The following is a 23220-nucleotide window of genomic DNA, read 5'->3' on the forward strand; positions in this document are numbered from 1 at the left end:
CCATGCGGACGGGCTACATTTCCGGCCACATTCGGATGTCGCCGACATACGTCTCCGGCGCCATCATCAGCATTCCGCCTGTTAAGCCGTGTAGGCGAAGGCGACATTTCAGCCCTCGGATGCGGATTAACCGGTTCGTGTTCCTCAACCTTCCAGCGCTACAGCCTCGGGGACCATCTCGGCGTAACGGCTTCGCCTCAATCCCCTTTACCTGCGGGCTACGTCACCCTGCCAGTTGACGGCAGGTCACCGCCGCTTGGGCTCATGCCCCCTCACAGCAGAGGGCAAGGCATTCGTTCAGTTCCTCCTTTCTCCTTTGCATTCCAGTCATATGCACCCCGGACCATCCGGGACGAGGCGCACAGTAGGTAAAATCAGTCTGCCACATCTCGTTTACCCGCGTGGTCTTGGTGTGGAACTGATCGGCGGCCTTGATCACGACATAGGCCGGGCTGGTGATCAGATCGTGGGCCTTCAACAGACGGTAAACCGTGGCTTCCGACACGAAGTAGCGCCTCTCATCGGTAAAACGCACCGCCAGTTCCCGGGGGCTTAGCTCGGACTGCCCCAGCGCCAGCTCGATGATCTGATCATGGATGTCAGGCGGGATCCGGTTCCACACCCGGCTCGGTGTCGATGGCCGATCCTCCAGCGCCTCCGGGCCGCCTTCGAGGAACCGGTCGTACCAGCGGTAGAAGGTCCGACGGGCAATGCCGAGCTCGTCCAACGTGTGCTTGGCTGGTAGGTGCGATTGCTCGACGATCCGGATGATCTCGAGCTTCTCCGATGCTGGATACCTCATTCGTCGTCGCCCCCATCCGCGATCATACTTTTTTTGAGCAGACGGTTTTCGAGCGTCAGGTCGGCAACGCATTCCTTCAGGGCACGGGCTTCGCGGCGCAGGTCCTGCACCTCGCCGGTGGTTGCGGCACGGGCAGTGTCGCCAGCCAGGCGACGCTTGCCCGCTTCCATGAACTCCTTCGACCAGGTGTAATACAGGCTTTGGGCGATGCCTTCCTTGCGGCACAGCTCGGCAATGCTGTCCTCGCCGCGCAGGCCATCCAGCACGATCCTGATCTTGTCTTCGGCCGAGAAGTGCCGACGGGTCTGCCGCCGGATGTCCTTCACCACCCGCTCGGCAGGGGCCTTCATCGGCGATTTTTTTAAGGAGTGTTGGGGCTTCATCTTCGTTCCTTCGTCACTACGACGAAGCCCCAACACTCCTTAAATCACAACCTCAAATCTGTGCCATTGGTGCTGACGGGGAACACGTCCCGGAATCGTCATCCCAGTGGATGCGCATCTGGGCACGTCGTGGCGATTGCATGTTGATGCTAGCCATCAACTCAACGGTCTGATGCCGTTCCAAGGCCGGAATGGGCAGCTTTTGCTTCAACTCGCTGGCCATCATAACCTCCCCGCCCGCGAGAAACTCCAAACGGACGTTGCGCGCCACAACCGGACCACGATTGAAAACCTTCAACCGGTAATCGTTCTTGGCGATCTTTACGAAATTGGCCCCCACATCCGCCTTGCGCTGGGCCTGCGACTCGGCGGATTCTTTGTCGATCAGCAGCCGATTCAGCCGTTCAGCCGTTTCGGCAAACGCATTCTGCCGCCGATTGAAGCGGCCCGTTTGCACTGCCGACCAGATCGCAACCGCGAGCGCTGAAAAGGCGGCAATGTCAGATACGGTGACCGGTAATGGCGTCATGTGAACCGGATATTCTTGGAACCCTTGAAGGCGTTTTTCAGGGTATCCCGTAGCTCGTTGCGCATATCCTTCAAGACTTCGGGCGTTAGTGCCTCGACTTCGCCCGAAATGACTTCCCCGTTCTCGGCGATCAATTCCGCGCGGGTAAACTCGCGGTCGCAGCCTGTGCAGCGCACTGGCCCGTCACCGCTCTCGTCATACGCAAATTCCTTGTGGCCACAGGTGGGGCACATCAACGAAATCGAACGGGCGTATTTGCTGGCATCCATAAGGGCCTCCGACATTTCGAAAAAGAACATATCAGGATCGGCATGAGCCGGGAAGAGCGTGGTTAAAATTCATTCACAGTCTTTCAGCGGGTCGGGCGTTGCCTGCGGCCTGTGCTCTACTCGCTAGCGCTCGCGGAACCTGCCTTGCAGTTTCCGCCCTCCGGTGACGATCACGAACGCGCATAGGGCCGCTGCGATGCAGCGCGTCGATGTGTTCCTTTTGCTGGGGTTCCACCCCCAGCGCACTGCGAAGTGCCTTCCGCCCAGCTTCCTCCACTGCGTTTCGTGAAGCCGGTTCCCCGCGAAGCCACTTGCTCCGTTTGCCCCCCGATGCTCGCCGCATGGGCAGGGTTTCAGATCGCACCTGAAACCCAAACCCACGGAGAAAGTCATGGGAGCAACCATCACCACCAACCAAACCGAACAACCCCGTATCTATGTGGCCTGCCTTGCCGCCTACAATAACGGCTATCTGCATGGCGTGTGGATTGAGGCCGCACAGGAGCCTTGGGCCATTTACGACGAGGTAAAGGTCATGCTGACTGCATCGCCCATCGCCGGGGCCGAGGAATGGGCCATCCACGATCATGAAGGGTTCGGCGGTGTCCGTATCGAGGAATATAGCAGCTTTGAGCATGTCAGCGCACTGGCCAGCTTCATCGCCGAGCATGGCGCGCTGGGCGCGGCACTGCTGGACCATTTCAGCGGTGACTTGGACGAAGCGCGTGAAGCGGCGGAAGACCGCCACCTTGGCGCATATGCGAGCCTCGCCGATTACGTGCAGGAAGTGACGGAAGAAACCACCAGCATCCCGTCATCGCTGCGCTACTATATCGACTATCAGGCGATGGCACGCGACGCCGAAATGAGCGGCGACCTGTTCACCGTGCAGACGGCATGGGATGCCGTGCATGTGTTCGCGGGGCGTTGAGATGGAGCCGCAATCGCACACCTACAATCTGATATGGCAGGGCATCACCATCCGCGTGGTGCATATGCCTCGCCGCTGGAGCGCCATTGAGCATCTGGAAATCCGCAGCATCGCGCCGGAAGGTGCTGCTCTTCCCATCACCGCCACCGGCTATCGGTCGCACTTCGTGCCCATCGGCACCGTTGACGCCCATGGCGGCGATGTGGTCGCGCAGGTGAGGGCGTGGATGGAAGAAGAATCCATCAAGCCGGATTGGCTGGCGCATATCGAGGCCAGTAGGCAGGGGGAACTTCTTCCGGCAAATAATTTGTGAGAGGCGAGAGAAAGCAGCGCCGGACTCAGTGCCAGCACGCCAAGTAAATCCGCAAATTTTTCTACACAAAACCTACACAGGTGAAAATCTGGAAATTTTATACAGATATTTCAAATCTTTGGACGAATCCAAAGATTTGGAGCGGGTGAAGGGAATCGAACCCTCGTATTCAGCTTGGGAAGCTGCTGCTCTACCATTGAGCTACACCCGCTTGGGGATTGGCGTCCCGGATGTCTGGCAAGGCGTGACGCGGTTGGCGGTCCCTGCGCTGCGGCGCGCAGCCTTGGCATAGTCGCGCGAGGGGGTCAAAGCACTTTTGCGATTTTGCGGACACGCTTTCGCCAGCGATGGCGAGGCATAGCCATGCCGCCCCGGATGCCTGCGCGAACTGCGTATGGCCCTGTCGCCCGGCCACGTGATTCATATGCTCAAACAGGGCACCGGGGCGATTGCCTTTTGCCAAATGCCTTTTTGTGCAGGTGCAAACAAAGGCGTTGACCGAATTTTGACACCTGTCCAGTCTTGGGCCTGCTGCTGCTTTCGACTCGCTGGAAAGCAGCACAGACTTCAGGGGGAAATTGCGACCATGAGCTTGGCCGAGACTGTTACCCATACCGACGCCGACCGCCGCCTGAAACGCCTGTTGCGCAACCGTCTTATCCAATTTGTCGGCCTTGCCGGCCTGCCCGCCACGATCGTCATGGCGCAGGCAGGCAGCGATCCTTCCAACCCCGTCGAGACCGAAACCGGTATTCCCGCTACTTCGGCGGTGGTTACCGAAAAATGCGGCACCTGCCATACCGCAGATGCGAAGGGCAACCTCTCGCGCATTTCATGGGTGCGCACCACGCCCGAAGGCTGGGCGCAAGTGATCAAGCGAATGGTGGCGCTCAACGGCCTGTCGATAACGCCATCGGAATCGAAAGCCGTGGTGCGCGCGCTCTCGGCCAGCCATGGCCTTGCACCTGAGGAATCGAAGCCGGTCATGTACCTGACCGAGCATCGCATGGTCAACGAGACCAACATTCCCAACGAAACGATCCGCCAGTCCTGCGCATCGTGCCACGCCTTCGCGCAGCCACTGTCATGGCGGCGGTCGAAAGCGGAATGGAGCCTGCTGACCAACCTTCACGTCGCGATGTATTCGCAGGCCGATGCACAATATCGCCGCCCGGTGGAAGACCCGACCCAGCCCGTGCCCGCCGCCGGAGCGAAAAAGCCGCTGCCTGTCGAAGTCGCGCTGGAATACATGAACAAGACCGCGCCGCTGACCACGCCCGAATGGACCAGATGGACTGCGCGCCAGCAATCGGCCCGGCTCGGCGGCAAGTGGCTGGTCAACGCCATGCTGCCCGGCAAGGGCCTCTACGTGGGTGAGATGATCGTTACCCCCACCAGCAATGACGATGACTACACAACCGCCATCACGCTGAAATCGCTGAAGGACGGTTCGGTCCTGACCCGCAAGGGCAAGGGATTGGTCTATACCGGCTATTCGTGGCGCGGCACGTCATCCAGCGGGCCGGAAGGCGCTTCTCCCGATGCGCCGCAGGATCATGAAACGCGTGAGACGATGTGGTTCTCGCCCGATCGCAAATCGGCGCAAGGCCGCTGGTTCTGGGGTGATTACAAGGAATTCGGCTTTGACGTGAAGCTGACCAGGGCCGCTGCGGAACCAAATGTGGTCGCGGTCTGGCCCTATGCCCTCAAGGCCGGGACCAAGGGCGCAACGCTCAAGCTGGTGGGCGATGCCTTCCCGGCAGGCCTCAAGCCTTCGGACATCGATCTGGGCAAGGGCGTAGTGGTCAGCAAGGTGGTCTCGGCCAGCCCGACCGAGGCGGTGCTGACCGTGGACGTCGCCGCCGATGCCGCGCCCGGCGCGCATGATGTCGGCCTTGGCGGATCGGTGCTGGCAGCCGCCCTGCCGGTCTACAAGAAGGTCGATTACCTCAAGGTCACGCCCGATACTTCGCTCGCCCGCCTTGGCGGCAGCGAAAAGCACACGCCGGGCTACGCGCAGTTCGATGCGATCGGCTATGACAGCGGCCTTGATGGCAAGCCCTATACCGCTGACGATTTCGCGCTCGGCCCGGTCGACGTCAACTGGGCGATGGAGGAATTCCAGACCGTCTATTACGACGACGACACCAAATATGTCGGCACGCTCAGCCCCACCGCGCTGTTCACCCCGGCCATCGACGGGCCGAACCCCGAACGCAAATGGGGCCGCAACAATTACGGCGAAGTCTGGGTGGTTGCCACGGCCAGGTCCGAAAAGGACGCGCTGGGCAAGCCGCTGACCGCCAAGGCGTTCATGATCGTGACCGTCCCTGCCTACAAGCGCTGGGATCAGCCGGAGGTGGCCAAGTGACCACAGCGCTCGTTCCCAAATATCGCCGCGGCGATATTCATCTGTTCGATGCTCAAGACCAAGGCTTCGTTTATCTCGCATCGGCAGGTGCGATCTTTGCTCTGGACGAAGGCGCGGCCCGCGTCATGGCGCTGCTCGGCGAAAGGCAGATGGCCTATGGCGAGATGGTCGGCGCGCTGGTGGAGGCAGGCTATTCGCGCGCCGATGCCGAAGACCTGATCCGTGAGCTGCGCGCCGTGCGCGGCATCGTTTCGGACGAGATCCGCGAAGCCCCGCTGGCCCCCCCTGCCCCACCCGAAGACTACCCGCTCCAGGCGCTGGTGCTGAATGTCACCAACCAGTGCAACCTGGCCTGCACGTATTGCTACGAATTCGGCGCGGACAAGATTGCCACGCCTGCGGGCAAGCCCAAGTACATGACGCTGGAGACGGCCAGGACCTCGGTCGATTTCCTGCTGAAGAGTTCGGGGACACGCGAGGTTCCGCACATCACGTTCTTTGGCGGCGAAACGCTGATGAACTTCAAGCTGCTGCGCGACGTGGTGCTCTATGCCAACGAGGCTTCGGCGGCGGTGGGCAAGCGGATGACCTATAGCCTGACCACCAACGCGACGCTGCTGACCGACGAGATCATCCTGTTCCTGTCCGATCAGGCGGTGGGCGTCACCGTTTCGATGGACGGCCCGCCCGATCTTCAGGACAAGCGCCGCGTCTACAAGAGCGGCAAGGGTTCCTACGCGGTGATGGAGCCGCGCCTGCGCAAGCTGATTGCCGGACACAAGACCCGCGCGATCACCGCCCGCGTGACGCTGACCGAAGGCGTGACCGACGTGATCCGCATCTACCGACACCTGAAGGACGATCTGGGCTTCCACGAAGTCGGCTTCGCGCCGGTGACGGATTCGGGCGAGCAGACCTACACGCTCGACAGCGATGGCATGGACACGGTGGTTTCGGCCTTCCACGAGCTGGCGGCGGAATGGCTGGCCTTTGCCCTGCGCGGAGAGATGCATGGGTTCTCGAACGTCTCCGAGACGATCAGTGAACTGATCCAGGGCACCAACAAATCGCACCCCTGCGGCGCGGGGCTGGGTCTGGTCGGCGTCAGCCCTTCGGGTGATCTTTCGCCGTGCCACCGCTTTACCGATGCCGATACGCATGTGCTGGGCCACGTAACCACGGGGCTGGACAAGGAAAAGCGCAGCGATTTCCTCACGCGCGGCCATGTGGGCGCGAAGTACGAATGTGCATCATGCTGGGCGCGTCCACTGTGCGCGGGCGGGTGCCATCACGAAGCCTTCGTGCGCTACGGCGATACCGGCCACGCCAACCTGCATTATTGCGACTGGATCCGCGAATGGACCGACGCCTGCCTGAAAATCTACGGCACCGTGGCCGCCCGCAATCCTGAATTTCTTGAACGCTTTGCTGCACGAAAGGGCTTGTCATGAAGCACCTGAAGCCACTCAACAAGAAGGCCCTGCGGATCGAGGAAACGATCTCGTCGACCGACGAGGACGTGATCGCGCTTCAGCAGAAGCCGATGCACACCCCGATGGGCTGTTCGATTTCGTTCTCCCCCGGCTGGGAAGTCGATGCGGGCGGCGGCACGGCGGGGCTGTGCCAACCGGCAGAGCGCGACATCTACGATTGCTACGTCACCTGTTTCTGGCCTGTGCAGGTGCCTGACCACGTCAATTACTCGCCCGACTGGGCCAGCAATTGCGCGACGGCGGCCAAGGACTGGCGCAGCCTCGACATCATCTTCCCGTGATGTGTGGATGCGCCTTACCTGTCCCGACTACCTTGAGCGGAAGAACGTTTCCATGAAGAAACTCGGCCTTTTCGTTGCTGTTATGCTTGCCGGATCGACGCCTGTGCATGCTTCGACCCTGTTCATGGGGTCCTACCCCGACAAGATGCTGGTGATGGATGAGGCGACCGGCGCGGTGAAGGACCGCATCACGCTGGCATCGGGCCTGCCCACATCGATGCGCCTGTCGAACGACAAGTCGAAGATATACGTCACCACGATCACCACCAGCGGGATCGAGGTGATCGACACGAAAACGAAGAAGGTGGTCAATTCGTTCAGCCTGAACACGCCGACCATGCGCTACCGCTTCAATGGCGGTGTTCCTGATCCTGCCGGTCGCTATTTCTACACGATGATGCAGCGCTTCGAAAAGCTGCCTGATCGCTACACTGTCAGCCCGATGATGTTCGCGGTGATCGATCTGCAGAAAAAGGCCGTCGTGCGCACTGCCGACATGCCAGACGAAGACGTCCGCAACGGCGGCGGCCGCGCCAACTACATGATGTCCGCCGATGGCAAGACCATGTTCGTGATCCGCGACAAGGTGCTGGTGGTCGATACTGCCGCGCTCAAGATCAAGGATCGCCTCGAATTCTCCAAGCCCGAAGCGACCGGCATCGAAGGCGTAAGCTTTGGCGGCGGCGTGGAAACGCTGCGCAATCCCAATGAATACGTCTCGCTGTTCAACGCGCAGGACCCGTACATCCGCAACAAGATTTACGGCGTGGGTCGCTTCAATCTTGCGGCCAAAGCCTTCGATTTCCGCCCCATCGGACCTGCTCCGGTAGGTGGCGGCATGGCGGGCCTGCAGGTTTCGGCCGATATGAAAGAAGGCTGGACCGTCGTCACCCAGGAGAAGGTGGGCAACAAGCGCTGCGAATTCTGGCACCTCGATCTCACCACCAATCTGGTGAAGAACAAGGCCGAATTTCCGTGCCGCACCCGCTTCCAGTTCGGCATGTCGGGCGATGGCAAGATGCTCTACATCTACGGTGCAAGCTATGACATCGAGATATACGATGCGCAGACCTTGCAGCACATCAAGACCATCGATCTGGGCAATGACACGACCGGCGCGGGGATGATCATCACGCAGTGACGAACGGCGTCCTCTTGCGCGGAAAGGGTGTGGCGATTGCGACCGCCACGCATCTCCTGCGCCACGCCGGGATTGCCGTGGAGGTGGAACCCGGCACACGGCGTCCGGTGCCGGTCATCATGCTGAGCGAACCGGCGCTGGTGCTGCTGCGGGATGTGTTCGGCAAACCCGGTCTGTTTGCGGACAAGCCCCGTATCGAACGCCGTGTTGTGCGCTGGGGAGCGGGCGAGGCGGTAGCAATGCCGCACGGCGCGGTGGTGGTTTCAGAAGACGATCTCGCTCATGAACTGACCGCATCGCTTGCAGGCAACCTACCTGCCGCCGTCAATCCTGAGAAGCTGATGGCCGTGCACGGCATGGCGCCATTTCCGGTTGCCGGCATGCAGCGCTTCGGCGAACGCCTTTCTGCCACGGCGCGGGTGCAATTGTCCGCCAGCGCCGATCCGGCGACCTGCTGGATCGAATCCGTTGCCGATGGCTGGCTGTTCCTGATCCCCGATGGCAGCGGCGGCGCGTGGCTGCTGGCAGTGGGTGGCGCACCGGAGGCTCTTGCAGCACAAGCGCCGATGATCGCGCCACTGATCGAAACGATGAAAACGGCCAGCGCCACTTTCGACACATCGCCCCGGATGCTGGAACAGCTCGCGGGCGAAGGCTGGCTGGCGCTGGGCACTGGCGCCATCGCCTTCGATCCAATCTGCGGCGACGGCACTGCGCAGGCCGTGCGTGAGGCGATCCTGGCCAGTGCCGTCGTTACCGCTCTGGCGCGGGGCGAAGACCCTGCCGCGCTGATCACCCACTATCATTCGATGCTGCTGGCCGCGATGCGCCGTCACCTGCAATTGTCGCTGCCGTTCTATGGCGGGGCAGGCCCGGCCCGCTGGTGGCGCGAGCAATACGCCGCTGCCCGTGCAGGGTATGACTGGTGCACCGCCCATCTGGCAACAATGCCCGAACCGCGCTTTGCCCTGCACGGTTTCGATCTTGTGCGGCGGGAACAGGCGGCATGACCGCGCCGAAAATCGCACCGTGGAGCACATACCTGCGGCTATGGCCGTGGCTCAAGCCCTACGCCCCGCGCCTTGTTGCGGTGCTGCTTGCCAGTCTGATCGCCACCGGCCTTACCCTTGCCCAACCTCTCATCTCCAAGCTGATGATCGATGAGGCGCTGCTCAAGCGCGACTGGGATATGCTGCTGAAGATCGCCGCACTGATGGTTGGCGCAACGGTTGGCGGCTTTGCGGTCAATGCGCTGGTATCGTATCGCTATGTCGCGATTTCCGCGGCGATGCTGTTCGACATGCGCGTATCGCTGCTGCGCCATTTGCAGACGCTGTCCCCGCGCTTTTTCGGATCGTTCCGGCTGGGCGATCTGATGTCGCGCCTTAACAGCGACGTGTCGGACGTGCAGCGCGTCGTCGGCGATACGCTGCTCTCGGTGGTCAGCAATGTCCTGTTTTTCGTCGGCAGCGTAGCGATGATGCTGTGGCTCGACTGGAAGCTGTTCCTTGTCGGCACCGTGCTGGTGCCGCTGGCGGTGGCCAGCTTCCTCCATTTCCAGCGCCGCATGACCGATCTTTCGCGCCAGATGCGTGAAAGCGGCGCCGACATCGGCAGCCTGCTGGTCGATACGATCATGGGCATGCGCACGGTGAACACACTGGGCGCCGAAGCGCATGAGGCCGAGCGGTTCCGCAAGGCCAATTCCGGCTTCATCGCCACGATGCTGCGGATGCAGACCGTCTCGTTCATGACCGGCGCACTGCCTGGCACGATCGTCACGGCATCGAGCGCGGCGGTGATGATCTATGGCGGCAAGCAGATCATCGACGGCACGATGACCATCGGCGCGCTGGTGGCTTTCATCACGTATCATGGGCGGCTGCTGGGACCGGTGCAGGCGCTGATGGGCCTGACCGCCAGCCTTGCCACCGCGCGGGTCGCGCTGGCCCGGATTTTCGAACTGTTCGATACCGCGCCCGAAGTGCGCGAGGCTCCTTCGCCTCTCCCCTTGGCAGCCGTGACGCGCGAAATCCGGCTGGAAGGCGTGTCGATGGACCACGGTCGCGAGGCGGTGCTGCGCGATGTGGACCTGACGATCCCGGCAGGATCGATGACCGCAATCCTCGGCCCATCGGGCGCGGGCAAATCGACGCTGGCAGACCTGATGGTGCGTTTCCACGATCCGGTTGCCGGACGCGTGACCATTGATGGCATCGACTTGCGCAAGGTTGCGCTGGCCGATCTGCGAACCCGTGTGCTGCTGGTCGATCAGGCCCCGTTCCTGTTCAACGCGACCATTGCGCAGAACATCGCCTTCGCTTGTGGTCAGGCTTCACGCGGCGAGATCGCGGCAGCCGCCAGCGCCGCAGGACTTGACCCGCTGATCCAGCGGTTGCCCGAAGGGCTGGATACCCGCACCGGCGAACGCGGCCTTGCCCTGTCTGCGGGCGAACGCCACCGCATTGCCATCGCCCGCGCGCTGCTGCGCCAGCCCGATGTGCTGATCCTTGACGAGCCGACCGCTGCACTGGACGAAGCAACCGAAATGGTCGTCGCGCGCGGCCTGCGCCGCGCCCTGCCCCATGCCACGCTGATCGTGATCACGCACAAGCCTGCGCTGGCGGAAATGGCCGATCACGTCGTGCGGCTTGCGCATGGCCATGCCAGCGTCGGCCCGGAAGTGACCGCGCATGGCTGAACCCCTGCGCATCGCGGTGATCGACAGCGGGGTACACCCGACCCATCCTCATATTATGGCGGGTCGGCTGTTGCCTGGCCTCTCCTTGCTGGCCGACGGCACGGTGCTGACCGGCGGTGAAGAGACGCTGGATCGGCTCGGTCACGGTACGGCAGTAACCGCGGCGATACAGGAACTGGCCCCCGATGCGATGATCGTGCCGATCCGCGTTTTCCGCGATGGCCTGCGCGCCAGTGCACGGGCGTTGGCCGGCGCACTCCGCTGCGCGATCGAGGCCCGCGTGGAACTGATAAACCTGAGCCTTGGCACGACCAATCCGGCGCATGGGGATGTGTTTGCAAGCCTTGCGGATGATGCGGCAGCGGCGGGCGCATTGATCGTTGCCGCGCGCGAGGCCGATGGCGTGGTGTGCTGGCCGGGCTGCCTGCCGCAGGTTCTCGGCGTCGGGCTGGACTGGGACGTACGGCGGGGGGAACCGTACCTTGACTCAGATGGCGTTGTGTTCGCTTCGGGATATCCGCGCCCGATCCCCGGTGTGCCGCAGCAGCGCAATATTTACGGCATCAGCTTTGCCGTGGCGCAAGTGACCGGATGGGTGGCCGCGAACAGCCCGCAACGCCCGATCGGCCATGCCGAAGTGACAGCGCGGATTGCGCAGATTGGCGTACACGCAGCGCCAAGGGCGCAGCCTAGACAGGACGCATGATCCAGACCACCCGTCCGCCGCTGCGCATGCCCGCTCCGCCCGCCACCGCATTGGCCGAGGCTGAGGCGCTGCTGGACGGGCAGCCGCATCTGGCCTTGACCAAGGCGGAAGCGATCCTGCGACAGGCCCCCGGCTTTCCCCCCGCTGAGTTCCTTGCCGCGCGCGCATCGCGACGCATCGGCAAGGGCAAGCAGGCCTTGCAACGACTGGACGCTCTGGCCCGCGCCAATCCGCGCGTTCCCGCCGTGCTGTGGGAACTGGGCGATCTTGCCGCCGAAACCGGCGATACGCGGCGCGCGGTGGCGGCGTTGCAGGCGCTCACGCAAGTGCAGCCGAGCATACCGGCGGGCTGGTTTCTGCTGGCCCGGTGCCTGCGCAAGCTTGGACATGCACAGGACGCGTGGCGCGCGGACCTTTCGGCGATCTTTGCCTCCTCGCACGACGCCGAATTGCTGAAGGCCGCAGCAGCGGTGAACGATGGCGATCTTGATGCAGCCGAAGCGCTCCTGAAAGCGCGGCTGCAACGCATGCCCGAAGATCCGCCGTCATGCCGGTTGCTTGGCGAAATCGCGTGGCGGCGTGGAGACATGACCGGGGCGCTGGACATGGTGGAGCGCGCCGTGAACGCCGCGCCGGGCTTTGATCTGGCCCGCGATTTCCTGATCCGGTTGCTGATGCAGAACAACCGTCTGCCCGAAGCGCTGGTCCATGCCGAAGTCCTGATCGAATCGCCCGTTCCGGTGGCGGGACACCGGCTGATCCTGGCCTCGGTTCTGGTGAAACTGGGCCAGCAGGAGCGGGCGCGCGGCATTTATGAGCAATTGCTGGCCGAACAGCCCGATCAGCCGCAAGTGTGGCAGAACCTGGGCCATGTGCTGAAGACACTGGGCGCGCAGGGCGAGGCCATCGACGCCTATCGCCAGGCGGTAACCCGCCAGCCGACCATGGGCGAAGCGTGGTGGAGCCTGGCCAATCTCAAGACGGTGAAGCTGGGCGCGGACGACATCGCCACGATGGAAACTGCACTCGCCTCACTCGATGCAGCCGACGAAAGCGCGAAGGAGGACGTCTTCCACCTGCACTTCTCGCTGGGCAAGGCGTTCGAGGATGCACAGGACTATCACGCATCGTTCCGGCACTACGATGCGGGCAACGCATTGCGGCGCACGATGGTGCGCCACGATGCCGACAGCTTCACCGCCGAAGTGCGCGCCACTGCCGAGACGTTCACTGCAGCGTTCATCGCCCGGATGGGAACGGGCGGCTGCCCTGCCCCCGATCCGATCTTTGTCGTCGGCCTGCCGCGTTCGGGATCGACGCTGGTCGAACAGATTCTGGCCAGCCACAGCCAGATCGAAGGCACGATGGAACTGCCTGAGATGATGATGATCGCGGGCCGCCTGCAATCGCGGGTGGACGAGGGTGAATTTGCCGATTTCGCCACGATGATCGCATCGCTGTCTCCCGCAGACCGCACGCGTCTGGGCGAGGAATATATCGAGCGGACGCGCGTGCATCGTCAGACCGACCGCCCCCTGTTCATCGATAAGATGCCCAACAACTGGCAGCATGTCGGCCTGATCCGGCTGATCCTGCCCAATGCCAGGATCGTCGATGCGCGGCGCCATCCGCTGTCGTGCTGCATCTCTGGCTGGAAGCAGCATTTCGCGCGAGGGCAGACGTTCACGTATGATTTGGGCGAGATCGGGCGCTATTACCGCGATTACGTGGGGCTGATGGCCGATTTCGACGCGCAAGTGCCGGGCGCAGTGCACCGCGTGATCTATGAGGACATGGTGCGCAATACCGAGGAGGAGGTGCGCCGGGTGCTCGATTACCTCGGCCTGCCGTTCGAACCGGGCTGCCTTGAATTCTACAACAATGACCGCGCGGTGCGCACCGCCAGCTCGGAACAGGTGCGCAAGCCGATCTTCCGCGACGGGCTGGAGCCGTGGCGGAATTACGAGCCGTGGCTGACGCCACTGGTCGAAGCGCTTGGGCCGGTTCTGACGGCTTATCCCGAAGCGCCTGCCGCCTGACTGCTGTCATTGCAAGCCCACCCCCAACCCCTCCCGTGTGCGGGAGGGGAGCGAGACTTGCGCTTCTGCAAGAAGCGTTAGGCGCAGCGGGGTGGGTCGCAACGCTCGCCTTTCAATGACGCCCACAAAAAAGCCCCCACGGTTTCCCGTGGGGGCCAGGTTTCCTTACGCAGGGTGTAAGTTCGTGGATCAGTACTTCTGGCCCCAGCGGATGCCGAAGAACTGCGGCTTGATAGCGAATGTGCGTGTTGAATCTGAGCAAAAGTCGATCGAACAGAACGTGTTCGTTGTCAGCGGACCTCGCTTGTCGAAGGCATTCTGCAGGAAGATGTCGAGTGTCCAGTTATCCTTCTTGATCCCCGCCGAGAAATCGAAACTGACGAAGCCGCTAGTCTGGCAAGAGCGCCCCGCATCCGTTTCCTGTTCTGCTATTTCTGGGCAGATATAAAGGTTGCTATCGGAAACGTTCAAATCCTGGGTCGCGCCGGTCTGATAGAGCGCGGCTCCTTGAATGTAGGCATCGACATCCCCCCATTCAGTATCGTAGCGGATCGAGGTCGTACCCTTGAACTTCGGCTGGCGCGACAGGCGTGTGCCATCTGCTGCGGCAACCTGCGAAGTCGGCGGAGATGAACCCGGAACATCCTCGCCCAGAACGCACGTGGGCAATTGCGTAATTGACAATGTGGCGCGATCAAGTGCGAAGTTGCAGAAATTGCCCTTGAGCTTTGCGTCGTTATAGGCGCCGCTGGTCGAGATCGTGAACTTGCCCAGCTTCAGATCTGCATCGTATTCCACGCCATAGACGCGCGCCTTGCCCGCGTTGCCGGTCATGCCCGCACCTTGCGCGCCTGAAACGACGACGCTGTACTGGATATTGTCCCAACTTTCGTAATAGACGGCGGCATTGAAGCGGAAAATGTTGTTCCAGGTTGCCTTCAGACCCAGTTCGAAGTTGGTCAGTTCTTCCGACTCGAACGATGGAACGGTGGCAACGCCAACACCGCGAATGCGCAAAGGCCGGTTGAACCCGCCGGGGCGGAAGCCGGTGGAATAGTTGAAATAGACCATCTTCGACGGTTCGAACTGCCAGTTGAGCGCAACCTTGTGCGTTTCGCCCTCTTCCTTGTAACGGCCCACCCCATCGGCTGCTGCAAAGTTGGTGTTGATGCACTGCAGGCGTTCATCCGGTAGCGGGATAGGGCAGCCATACGTCCCGGTTGGCACAAAGAGTGAGGTAATTGTGTTCTGTGCAGAAGCCGCGACCCCTGCAAAGCCGAGCACCTTGAAGTTGGTCCAGAAATAGCGGATGCCGCCGGTCAGCTTCAGTTCGGGGGTAATGTTGTAATGCCCTTCGGCAAAGACAGCGTAGTCTTTCCAGAAGTTGTTCTGCTCGGTCATGTAGAAGGCATCGCGCTTCACTGCGGGCGAGCCGAGGATCATCGTGCCGCCGTTCTCCACGGGAACGCCGAAGCCCGCAGGGAAGTTGGTGTCGCCACCACCGGATTCGGTATAACCAACGATCTGGTCAAGGCCATGGATGGCGTAATCGTTGTTCACCTCATTCTTCTGGTAATGATAGAAGCCACCAAGGGTCACATCGAAGGGCCAGTGCTTCGGGGTGGAGATGCGCAATTCCTGCGTAAATTTTTTCTCGTTACGCAGGCCGCGATAGTACTGTGTCGGGTTGATCAGGCTGGAGCACTTGAGCGTGGCGCCCGATCCGGTGCAACCGTTCTTGTCAAAGAACTGAAGGTAGCTTTCATAGCCAGCACCGAAACCGTCATAGGTGACGGTGTAGTAAGTATAATCGTTCAACAGCTTGATCTGGCGCTGGTAGTAACCGGTGGCTGAAACGATATTAAAATCGCCAATGTGGCCGTTGATAGTAAGCGCGGCCTGATAGAACTTGTCATTCTGCTGCGTTACATCGTAATCGTGCACTTCAAGATCGCCAACGCGCGGGTCGAAGCCGAAGTAACCGTTGGCGATCTGCTGCTGCGCCGTGATCTGCGGCATGATGGCCCAGCCATCCGCCGGTTGCCACAGTACCTGCAGCCGACCGCCGTAGCCTTCAATAGTATTGTAATCATCCTGCGCGATATCGGCATTGTCGAGAGCGAAGCTGGTATCGGGGTTATTGTCGCCAAGCGTCAGTACTGCTGGTGCGCCAGTATTGAGCAGGCCATTGTTTGGCGTGTTGTCAATATAGCCGCCATCCTTGCGGTAAAAGCCCATTGCGCGGACCGCAAGCGTATTGCTGACAGGTACATTGATGAAGCTCTGGTACTGACCACCGAAATCGCCCTTGCCGTACTTGTTAACCTCGGCATCATAGCCGAATTCGAAGATGTCGAGCTTGGGCTTCTGCGTGATGAAGCGGATCGTGCCCGCCAGCGAGCCTGCGCCATAGAGTGTGCCCTGTGGCCCGGACAGCGCCTCGATACGCTCAAGGTCATAGGCTTGGATGTCGGGCAAGCCGGTCCCAGTGATCGGAATATCGTCGATGTAGTAACCGACAGACTCACGTCCACCGCCAGCGGGAACGATGCCACGGAAATATGGGGTGTTTCGGCCTGGGCCGATGCCCGCAAAAGTTACCGATGGCAGCAGCGCGGCAAAGTCGGTCAGACCCTTGACCTGGCGCTGTGCAAGCACATCGGCGCCAAGCGCCTGCATCGAGATGGGAACCTTCTGGATCGAGGTTGCATCGCGCGTGGCGGTAACGATGATTTCGCCAAGACCGCCGCTCTGGTCTTCAGGCTGGTCGGGTGCCGGTGCGAGAGCTTCCTGCGGTTCGGCGGCATAGGCCGCTGCCGGCAGGACCAGCGTGGACAGGATCGTGCTGACACCCAGCGCCCTCATGGCTCGCGACTTAAGCCCAGTCTTTTTATTCATTCTTTCAACCCCCTATGCAGAAACGCAGGTCTTCCCGCGCCTTCAGCCATCCATCCCAAGGTATCCGGCGCCAGCGCGTTCTGCTGCGTTGCAGCATGAACAAACCGCTACGCCAACGGTCGAAATTCAGCGCACAAGCTTCGGCCACGAGCGGAAGGCATGGATACCTTCAGCCCCGCCGCACTTGACGCAGCAAGATCGGTTTCTTCGTTTTACCCCATTCACAGGCGGCTGTTTATGCAAGTTCCCTGACGCCTGTCCGGGATTGATAATGCTGCACAGCAACATGGAGTCAACTTCCTTTTTGGAAGGCTCCATACGCAATTCCGGCAGGGTGCCGGGCGGGATTACCGGGCGACAATGAGGGTGTTGACCGGGGATGGCAGCGGGGCGACGCCACAGGTACGCCGCCCTGGCGAACCTACCAGGTGCCGGTGTTCGCCATGCTGGCCCATGGCTCTGCCGGGGGCAGATGCCCATCCTGAAGCAATTCGATCGAGATCCCGTCCGGCGTCTTGATGAAGGCCATGTGGCCATCGCGAGGCGGGCGGTGGACGACGTGTCCGGCATCGAGGATGCGCTGGCAGGTCGCGTAGATGTCATCGACGCGATAGGCGAGATGGCCGAAGTTGCGGCCGCCGGAATAGCCCTCGGCCGGGGAACCATCTTCTGCTGGCCAGTTATAGGTCAGTTCGACCTCGGCCACGCCTTCATCGCCGGGCGCGGCAAGGAATATCAGGGTGAAGCGGCCCTGTTCGCTGGAAAAGCGCCGCACTTCGTTGACGCCGATCAGCTTGAAGAAGGCGATGGTTGCATCGGGATCGGTAACACGGATCATGGTGTGGAGAAATTTGGTCACGGGACGAGCTTTCCGTTCAAAATCGGTTCATCGACAGAATCGCACATCCTGTCGCAAACAAGCCTCCAGGGAGAAGACGATGGACGATCAAGATAGCGAGATTGGTGGCCAGACCCAAGCATCGCACGCGCGGCTGATGCCACGCAGCGCAATCGGGCTGTTGCCGGTCGGCATTCTTGCAGCAGGGCTGGTGCTGGGCGGATGGTTCATCGGCGATGGCCTGCGTCGCGCCAAGGTTTCCGACCGCGCGGTGACCGTGCGCGGCCTGGCCGAGCGTGATGTGACCGCCGACCTTGCCACCTGGACGCTGGCCTATTCCGCAACCGCGCCCGACATGGCGAGCGCGCAGGCGAGCGTCGACCGCGACAGCCAGTCGATCCGTGCATTCTTCGGCGAATTGGGTTTTCCTGCCGATGCCCTGCAACCGACCGGTGTGAACGTGCAGACGTTCAACAACAACGGCGTGGTCAGCTTTACCGTTCGCCAGCGCATGACCTTGCGCACGACAGACGTGGCCCGTGCGCAACGGGCCGTGAAGCGCCAGTTCGATCTGGTGCGGCGCGGGGTGATGCTGGAGGAAGGATCGGGCATGGCCTATACCTTTACCCGGCTCAACACGATCAAGCCCGCGATGGTGGCCGCCGCGACCAAGGACGCCCGCGCCGCCGCCGAACAGTTCGCCCGCGACAGCGGCGTATCGGTGGACGGCATCCGCAACGCCACCCAGGGCTACTTCGAGATCACCGCGCGCGATGGCGATGGCGGCGGTGGCTGGGGTGTGTCGGATACGCCCTACAAGAAGGTGCGTGTGGTGACGACGATCGACTTCTATCTGCGTTGATGACGTTAACGCGCGACTGGGGGCAATTGCGCAGGGTCAAGGTGTTGCATCGCGCACAAGGCGGGGCCATATCGGTGATTATACGAGGGTCCATGTTCGCCAAACTACGCACATTGTTTTCACCCGTAAGAGATGAGCCGGAAGGCCCGCGTGCCTGTGTACCGGCGGGGCAGCGGGTCTATGCCATCGGTGACATTCACGGACGGCTGGACCTGTTCGAGCAGTTGCTCGACCAGATCGCGGCTGACGATGCGGCGCGGGGAAAGGCCGATACCCACATCGTCCTGCTGGGCGATCTGATCGACCGGGGACCGGACAGCCGGAGTGTGGTGGACCGGGCAATAGCCCTGGTGCAGGGCGGCAAGGTGCGTGTGCTGGCGGGCAATCATGAAGAAATGCTGCTGGGCAGCATCGAACACGATGAAACCCTGCGCCACTTCCTGCGCCATGGCGGCAAGGAAACGATGTTCAGCTACGGTCTGCTGCCCGAAGAATATGCGCAGGCCAAGCTGGACCTGCTTCGCGAACGCCTGGTGCAACTCGTGCCTGAATCGCATGTCGTGTTCATGCGCGCGATGGAGAACCAGGTCGTGTTCGGCGATTACCTGTTCGTCCATGCCGGCATTCGCCCCGGTGTGCCGCTGGACGAGCAGATGTTGCCCGATCTGCGCTGGATTCGCCGCGAATTTCTGGACCACGCCGAGCCGCACAGCCACGTGGTGGTGCACGGCCATACGATCACCGCAGAACCCGAAGTGCGCCCCAACCGCATCGGCATCGATACCGGCGCCTTCGCTTCGGGCCGACTGACGGCGATCGGGCTTGAAGGGGCCGAGCGCTGGTTCCTGTCCGCGCTGATCGACCCGGCGGAACAGGTTGCAGCCTGACCAGCGCACCTTGCGTTGCAGCAATTTTTGTTCGCTGTTGCGGGAATGCCACTAGTTTCCATACCTTGCGGTTTTCTGCCGCTCCACGCACTTTTATGCTTTCGACTGCAACCATCGTGGCAAGTTCGTTACGCAGCCGCATCACACCCTGTCACCTTGTCGAAACATCGTCATTGCAGTGTCATCTGCAACCGGTTTTGAGGCCTCACACGGGCGGCTAAGGCTGTTCGCGACGAGGCGGCGACCGGGGCGATTCCCGTACCCCGCCCGGCACAACCGCGCCGACACGGCGCACACATGGGGTCATAAAATGCAAATCAGATTCCTTCTGGCGGCCAGCGCAGCCAGCCTGACGCTCGCCACGGCCATTGGAACGCCGGCATACGCACAGGAAACCGCATCGGCCGTTCGCGGCACGGTGTCGACCAGCGGGACGCCAGTTTCCGGGGCGACCGTCACAATCGTTCACACGCCATCGGGCACGACGGCTACGACGACGACCGACGCAAGCGGAAACTTTTCGGCCAATGGTCTGCGCGTAGGCGGTCCTTTCACGGTGATGGTGGAAGCAGACGGCTTTGAAGCCGGTACTGTCAACGACCTGTTCCTGACCGCCGGTCAGCCCGTGCGCCTGCCGATCGAACTGCAGGCATCGCAGCAGATCGTCGTAACTGCCGCTTCGCTGGGCAATGTCCTTGCCACATCGGATGGCCCTACCACGGTCCTTAACGCCGAAAAGATCGCCTCGACCGCTTCGATCAATCGCGACATTCGCGATCTTGCCCGTCGCGATCCGCTGGTCACGATCGACCTGACCAATGGCCGCACCATTGAAATCGCCGGCAATAACGGTCGTCTGAACCGCTTCTCGGTCGACGGCATGCAGATGTCGGACGACTTCGGCCTGAACAACGGCGGTCTGCCCACCAACCGTGGCCCGGTGCCGTTCGACGCAATCGAACAGTTCACCGTCAAGACAGCACCGTTCGACATCGCCGAAGGCGACATGCAGGGCGGCGCGATCAACGTCGTGCTCAAATCCGGCGGCAACAAGTTCCACGGCGGCGGCTTCTACAGCTATACCGGCGATGGGCTGACCGGCAGCAAGTCCAAGGACAAGACGGTCGCGCTCGATTTCAGCTCGAAGCAGTTCGGCGGCTGGTTGTCCGGCCCGATCTTCAAGGACAAGCTGTTCTTCATGGTCGCTTACGAACGCACCAAGGAAGGCCAGCCGCTTGAAGCCGGTTTCGGCGATGGTTTTGCCAACCAGATCCCCGGCCTGACGCAATCAGTAATCGATCAGGTCTCCGACGTTGCGCAGAGCCGCTATGGCTATGACACCTTGGGCCTGATTTCGACCACACAAGAAGAAGACGAGAAGATCGTCGGCAAGCTGGACTGGAACATCTCGGACCAGCATCGCGCATCGTTGACCTACATCCGCAACGTCGGCACCAACCAGTTTCAGCAGAACACCTTCCTCACCGCGCCGTTTGCCCTCGGCTTCCAGTCGAACGGCTATGAACTGAACGAGGAAATCAATTCGGGCACGTTCGAACTGAACTCGGCCTGGTCCGACAGCTTCTCAACAACGCTGCGCACGTCCTATCGCGATTACAACCGCGCACAGACCCCGTTCGGCGGGAACGATTTCGCACAGATGGAAGTGTGTACCGATCCGACTTCGGCTGGCAGCGCCACGTCGTGCGGCGGCACGCGTCTGTTCTTCGGCCCGGACGTTTCGCGCCACTCAAACGCGCTGAATACCGAGAATCTCTCGATCGACCTTTCGGCACGTTACGACGCTGGCGATTTCTCGCTGCGGATCAACGGCGGCTACACCAAGGTCGACGTGTTCAACCTGTTCCTCCAGCGTTCGCTGGGTGACTTCTACTTCGATTCGCTGGCAGATTTCGAAGCGGGACGCGCCAGCCGCCTTCGTTATGGCAACGCCGTTCCTTCCAACAATCCCGATGATGCAGCCGCCAGCTTCAGCACCGAGAACTGGACGTTCGGCACACAAGTGGACTGGCAGGCAACCGATACGCTGAGTCTGACCCTTGGTGGCCGGTACGACCTGTTCGACAACAGCACGATCCCGCCGCTCAATCCGAACTTCCTTGCACGCTATGGCTATTCGAACCGTTCGACGTTCAAGGGCCGTGGCGTATTCCAGCCGCGCTTTGCAGCGACGTGGGAAGCGACCGACCGCCTTGTCATTCGTACTGGCGCTGGCATCTTCGCTGGCGGTTCGCCGGACGTGTTCCTTGCCAACGTCTATTCGAACACTGGCCTGCTCACCAACGCAGTCGATATCAACCGTTCGAACTGCGCCGCTTCGGGCACTTGCGACGGGATCACCGGCCTTACCGGCGGCACGGTCTCGGACAGCGTGGTGGACTTCCTGACCCGCAACACCGCCAGCCTTGCTGCGGGACCGACGGACAACATCGACCCGAACCTGAAGCTTGCAAGCAAGTTCAAGGCATCGTTCCAGGCCGACTACGAAGCGGATCTGGGCTTCCTTGGCGACAACTGGTTGTTTGGTACGCAGTTGCTCTACGACAAGACGATCAATGCATACATGTGGACGGATCTGCGTTCGGTGCCCATCGGCACCCTGCCCGATGGGCGCACACGTTATGGCCCGATCAACGGCACGGCGACGACCAACCGCGACTTGCAACTGACCAATACCAAGGACGGTCGCGGCATCTTTGCCACGGTGCGGTTCGAAAAGAACTGGGACTTCGGCCTGGGCATTTCGGGAAGCTATACCCGTTCGGACGTGAAGGACCGTTCCGCGCTTACCTCGTCCACGTCGTCATCAAACTACGGCAACAACGCCTTCGTCGATCCGAACCTTCCGGCCTATGGCCGTTCGATCTACGAATACCGCAACCAGTGGAAGTTCGGCGTGGACTTCAAGCGCGCCTTCTTCGGCGATGCCAAGACCACTTTGGCGCTGTTCGGTGAACTGCGCTCTGGTCGTCCCTACAGCGTGACCATGCTCGACAATTCCGGCGGGCGCGGCGCCGTCTTCGGCACCGTGGGCAACCTTGGCAACATGCTGCTGTACGTGCCCACCGGCGCAAACGACCCGCTTGTCCAGTTTGACAGCGTTGCGAGCGAAACCGCATTCAACGAACAGGTCGACGCCCTTGGGCTTGGCAAGTATCGCGGCAAGATCGTTCCAAAGAACTCGCAGACCTCGCCGAGTTTCTTCAAGGTGGACATGCATTTCGGGCAGGAAATCCCGGTCCCGATGATCTCGGCGGGCAAGATCGAGATTTTCGCTGATATCGAGAACGTGCTGAACCTGATCGACAAGGATTGGGGTGCGCTGACTCAGGTGCAGTTCCCGTATAACGCAGCGCTGGTCCGCGTGACCTGTGCGACGACATCGGGCAGCAATTGCACCAAATACCAGTACAGCACCGTTCAGGCACCAAACCAGGTACTCCAGACACGCCAGTCGCTGTACGGTGTGCGCATCGGGGCCAAGGTCAAGTTCTGATCACACTGCACCGTTACGACAAGATGGGCGCGGGAGGGGAAACTCTCCTGCGCCTTTTTTGTGTCAACGAAGTTTGGCGTTCTCATCCACGCAGGGCGGATCGAACCAAGGCCGGATCGCGGACAAAAAAATGGTAATTATGTCTTTTGCAAACATCATTTCGTCATTGCGAGGGGGCGAAGCCGACGAAGCAATCCAGAGGCGTTACACGTCGCCCTGGATTGCTTCACCTCGCTGCGCGAGGCTCGCAACGACGAAG

The 23220-nt window shown here is 61.3% G+C and carries 17 protein-coding genes, 1 tRNA gene and 1 pseudogene; 13 read left to right on the top strand and 6 right to left on the bottom strand.

Features of this window, described 5'->3' with window-relative positions:
* Positions 1 to 364: 364 nt before the first annotated feature.
* The 3 genes and pseudogenes from LUA85_RS15985 to LUA85_RS15995 form a co-directional block, all read right to left on the bottom strand.
* A pseudogene (locus LUA85_RS15985) lies at positions 365 to 1185 on the bottom strand (helix-turn-helix domain-containing protein); the annotation flags it as partial.
* A gap of 52 nt (positions 1186 to 1237) precedes the next feature.
* Positions 1238 to 1714 carry a hypothetical protein gene (locus LUA85_RS15990; protein WP_231471236.1) on the bottom strand — a complete coding sequence of 159 codons (477 nt, stop codon included), beginning with the start codon at positions 1712 to 1714 and terminating at the stop codon, positions 1238 to 1240.
* Complete coding sequence (locus tag LUA85_RS15995) at positions 1711 to 1998, bottom strand: hypothetical protein (protein WP_231471237.1); 288 nt, start codon at positions 1996 to 1998, stop codon at positions 1711 to 1713. The genes LUA85_RS15990 and LUA85_RS15995 overlap by 4 nt, the downstream gene beginning before the upstream one ends.
* A 376-nt stretch (positions 1999 to 2374) precedes the next feature.
* On the opposite strand from LUA85_RS15995, the gene LUA85_RS16000 reads away from it, so the two are divergent.
* A complete protein-coding gene (locus LUA85_RS16000) occupies positions 2375 to 2914 on the top strand; it encodes an antirestriction protein ArdA (RefSeq protein ID WP_231471238.1) in 540 nt (179 codons plus the stop codon).
* 1 nt (position 2915) lies between these two features.
* On the top strand, positions 2916 to 3227 hold the full coding sequence (locus LUA85_RS16005) for a hypothetical protein (RefSeq protein ID WP_231471239.1): 312 nt from the start codon (positions 2916 to 2918) through the stop codon (positions 3225 to 3227).
* Positions 3228 to 3364: 137 nt separating this feature from the next.
* Here the strand turns inward: LUA85_RS16005 and LUA85_RS16010 are convergent.
* A tRNA-Gly gene (locus tag LUA85_RS16010) sits at positions 3365 to 3438 on the bottom strand.
* Positions 3439 to 3813: 375 nt separating this feature from the next.
* Between LUA85_RS16010 and peaA the strand changes: the two genes are divergently transcribed.
* Genes peaA through LUA85_RS16050 form a run of 8 tightly spaced genes read left to right on the top strand, consistent with a single transcriptional unit; the run spans position 3814 to position 13959 of the window.
* Entirely contained in the window at positions 3814 to 5598 is a 1785-nt protein-coding gene (peaA, locus tag LUA85_RS16015) for a quinohemoprotein amine dehydrogenase subunit alpha (RefSeq protein WP_231471240.1), read from the top strand.
* Entirely contained in the window at positions 5595 to 7049 is a 1455-nt protein-coding gene (peaB, locus tag LUA85_RS16020) for a quinohemoprotein amine dehydrogenase maturation protein (RefSeq protein WP_231471241.1), read from the top strand. The genes peaA and peaB overlap by 4 nt, the downstream gene beginning before the upstream one ends.
* Positions 7046 to 7372: a quinohemoprotein amine dehydrogenase subunit gamma gene (gene qhpC / locus LUA85_RS16025; protein WP_231471242.1), complete on the top strand. Its 327-nt coding sequence runs from the start codon at positions 7046 to 7048 to the stop codon at positions 7370 to 7372. The genes peaB and qhpC overlap by 4 nt, the downstream gene beginning before the upstream one ends.
* A gap of 52 nt (positions 7373 to 7424) precedes the next feature.
* The gene (locus tag LUA85_RS16030) at positions 7425 to 8513 is read left to right on the top strand and encodes a YncE family protein (RefSeq protein WP_231471243.1); all 1089 of its coding nucleotides are present in this window, start codon (positions 7425 to 7427) and stop codon (positions 8511 to 8513) included.
* Positions 8510 to 9523 (top strand): hypothetical protein, encoded by a 1014-nt coding sequence (locus LUA85_RS16035; protein ID WP_231471244.1) that lies wholly within the window; start codon positions 8510 to 8512, stop codon positions 9521 to 9523. Before LUA85_RS16030 ends, LUA85_RS16035 begins: the two co-directional genes overlap by 4 nt.
* A complete protein-coding gene (locus tag LUA85_RS16040; protein WP_231471245.1) occupies positions 9520 to 11214 on the top strand; it encodes an ABC transporter ATP-binding protein in 1695 nt (564 codons plus the stop codon). The genes LUA85_RS16035 and LUA85_RS16040 overlap by 4 nt, the downstream gene beginning before the upstream one ends.
* Positions 11207 to 11920, top strand: coding sequence for a S8 family serine peptidase (locus tag LUA85_RS16045; RefSeq protein ID WP_231471246.1), 714 nt, complete (start codon positions 11207 to 11209; stop codon positions 11918 to 11920). The genes LUA85_RS16040 and LUA85_RS16045 overlap by 8 nt, the downstream gene beginning before the upstream one ends.
* Positions 11917 to 13959 (top strand): sulfotransferase, encoded by a 2043-nt coding sequence (locus LUA85_RS16050; protein WP_231471247.1) that lies wholly within the window; start codon positions 11917 to 11919, stop codon positions 13957 to 13959. Before LUA85_RS16045 ends, LUA85_RS16050 begins: the two co-directional genes overlap by 4 nt.
* A gap of 189 nt (positions 13960 to 14148) precedes the next feature.
* On the opposite strand, the gene LUA85_RS16055 is transcribed toward LUA85_RS16050, so the two are convergent.
* A complete protein-coding gene (locus tag LUA85_RS16055) occupies positions 14149 to 16824 on the bottom strand; it encodes a TonB-dependent receptor (protein ID WP_231471248.1) in 2676 nt (891 codons plus the stop codon).
* Between the two features lie 454 nt (positions 16825 to 17278).
* Positions 17279 to 17716 (bottom strand): VOC family protein, encoded by a 438-nt coding sequence (locus LUA85_RS16060; protein ID WP_231471249.1) that lies wholly within the window; start codon positions 17714 to 17716, stop codon positions 17279 to 17281.
* A gap of 136 nt (positions 17717 to 17852) precedes the next feature.
* On the opposite strand from LUA85_RS16060, the gene LUA85_RS16065 reads away from it, so the two are divergent.
* The 3 genes from LUA85_RS16065 (at position 17853) to LUA85_RS16075 (ending at position 22961) form a co-directional block, all read left to right on the top strand.
* Positions 17853 to 18557, top strand: a complete 705-nt coding sequence (locus tag LUA85_RS16065) for an SIMPL domain-containing protein (RefSeq protein ID WP_231471908.1) — start codon at positions 17853 to 17855, stop codon at positions 18555 to 18557.
* Between the two features lie 92 nt (positions 18558 to 18649).
* The gene (locus LUA85_RS16070) at positions 18650 to 19444 is read left to right on the top strand and encodes a metallophosphoesterase family protein (protein ID WP_231471250.1); all 795 of its coding nucleotides are present in this window, start codon (positions 18650 to 18652) and stop codon (positions 19442 to 19444) included.
* A 310-nt stretch (positions 19445 to 19754) separates the two neighbouring features.
* Entirely contained in the window at positions 19755 to 22961 is a 3207-nt protein-coding gene (locus LUA85_RS16075) for a TonB-dependent receptor (protein ID WP_231471251.1), read from the top strand.
* The last annotated feature ends 259 nt before the right edge of the window (positions 22962 to 23220 follow it).

This window comes from Novosphingobium sp. CECT 9465 (genome assembly GCF_920987055.1).
Taxonomy (GTDB): Bacteria; Pseudomonadota; Alphaproteobacteria; order Sphingomonadales; family Sphingomonadaceae; genus Novosphingobium.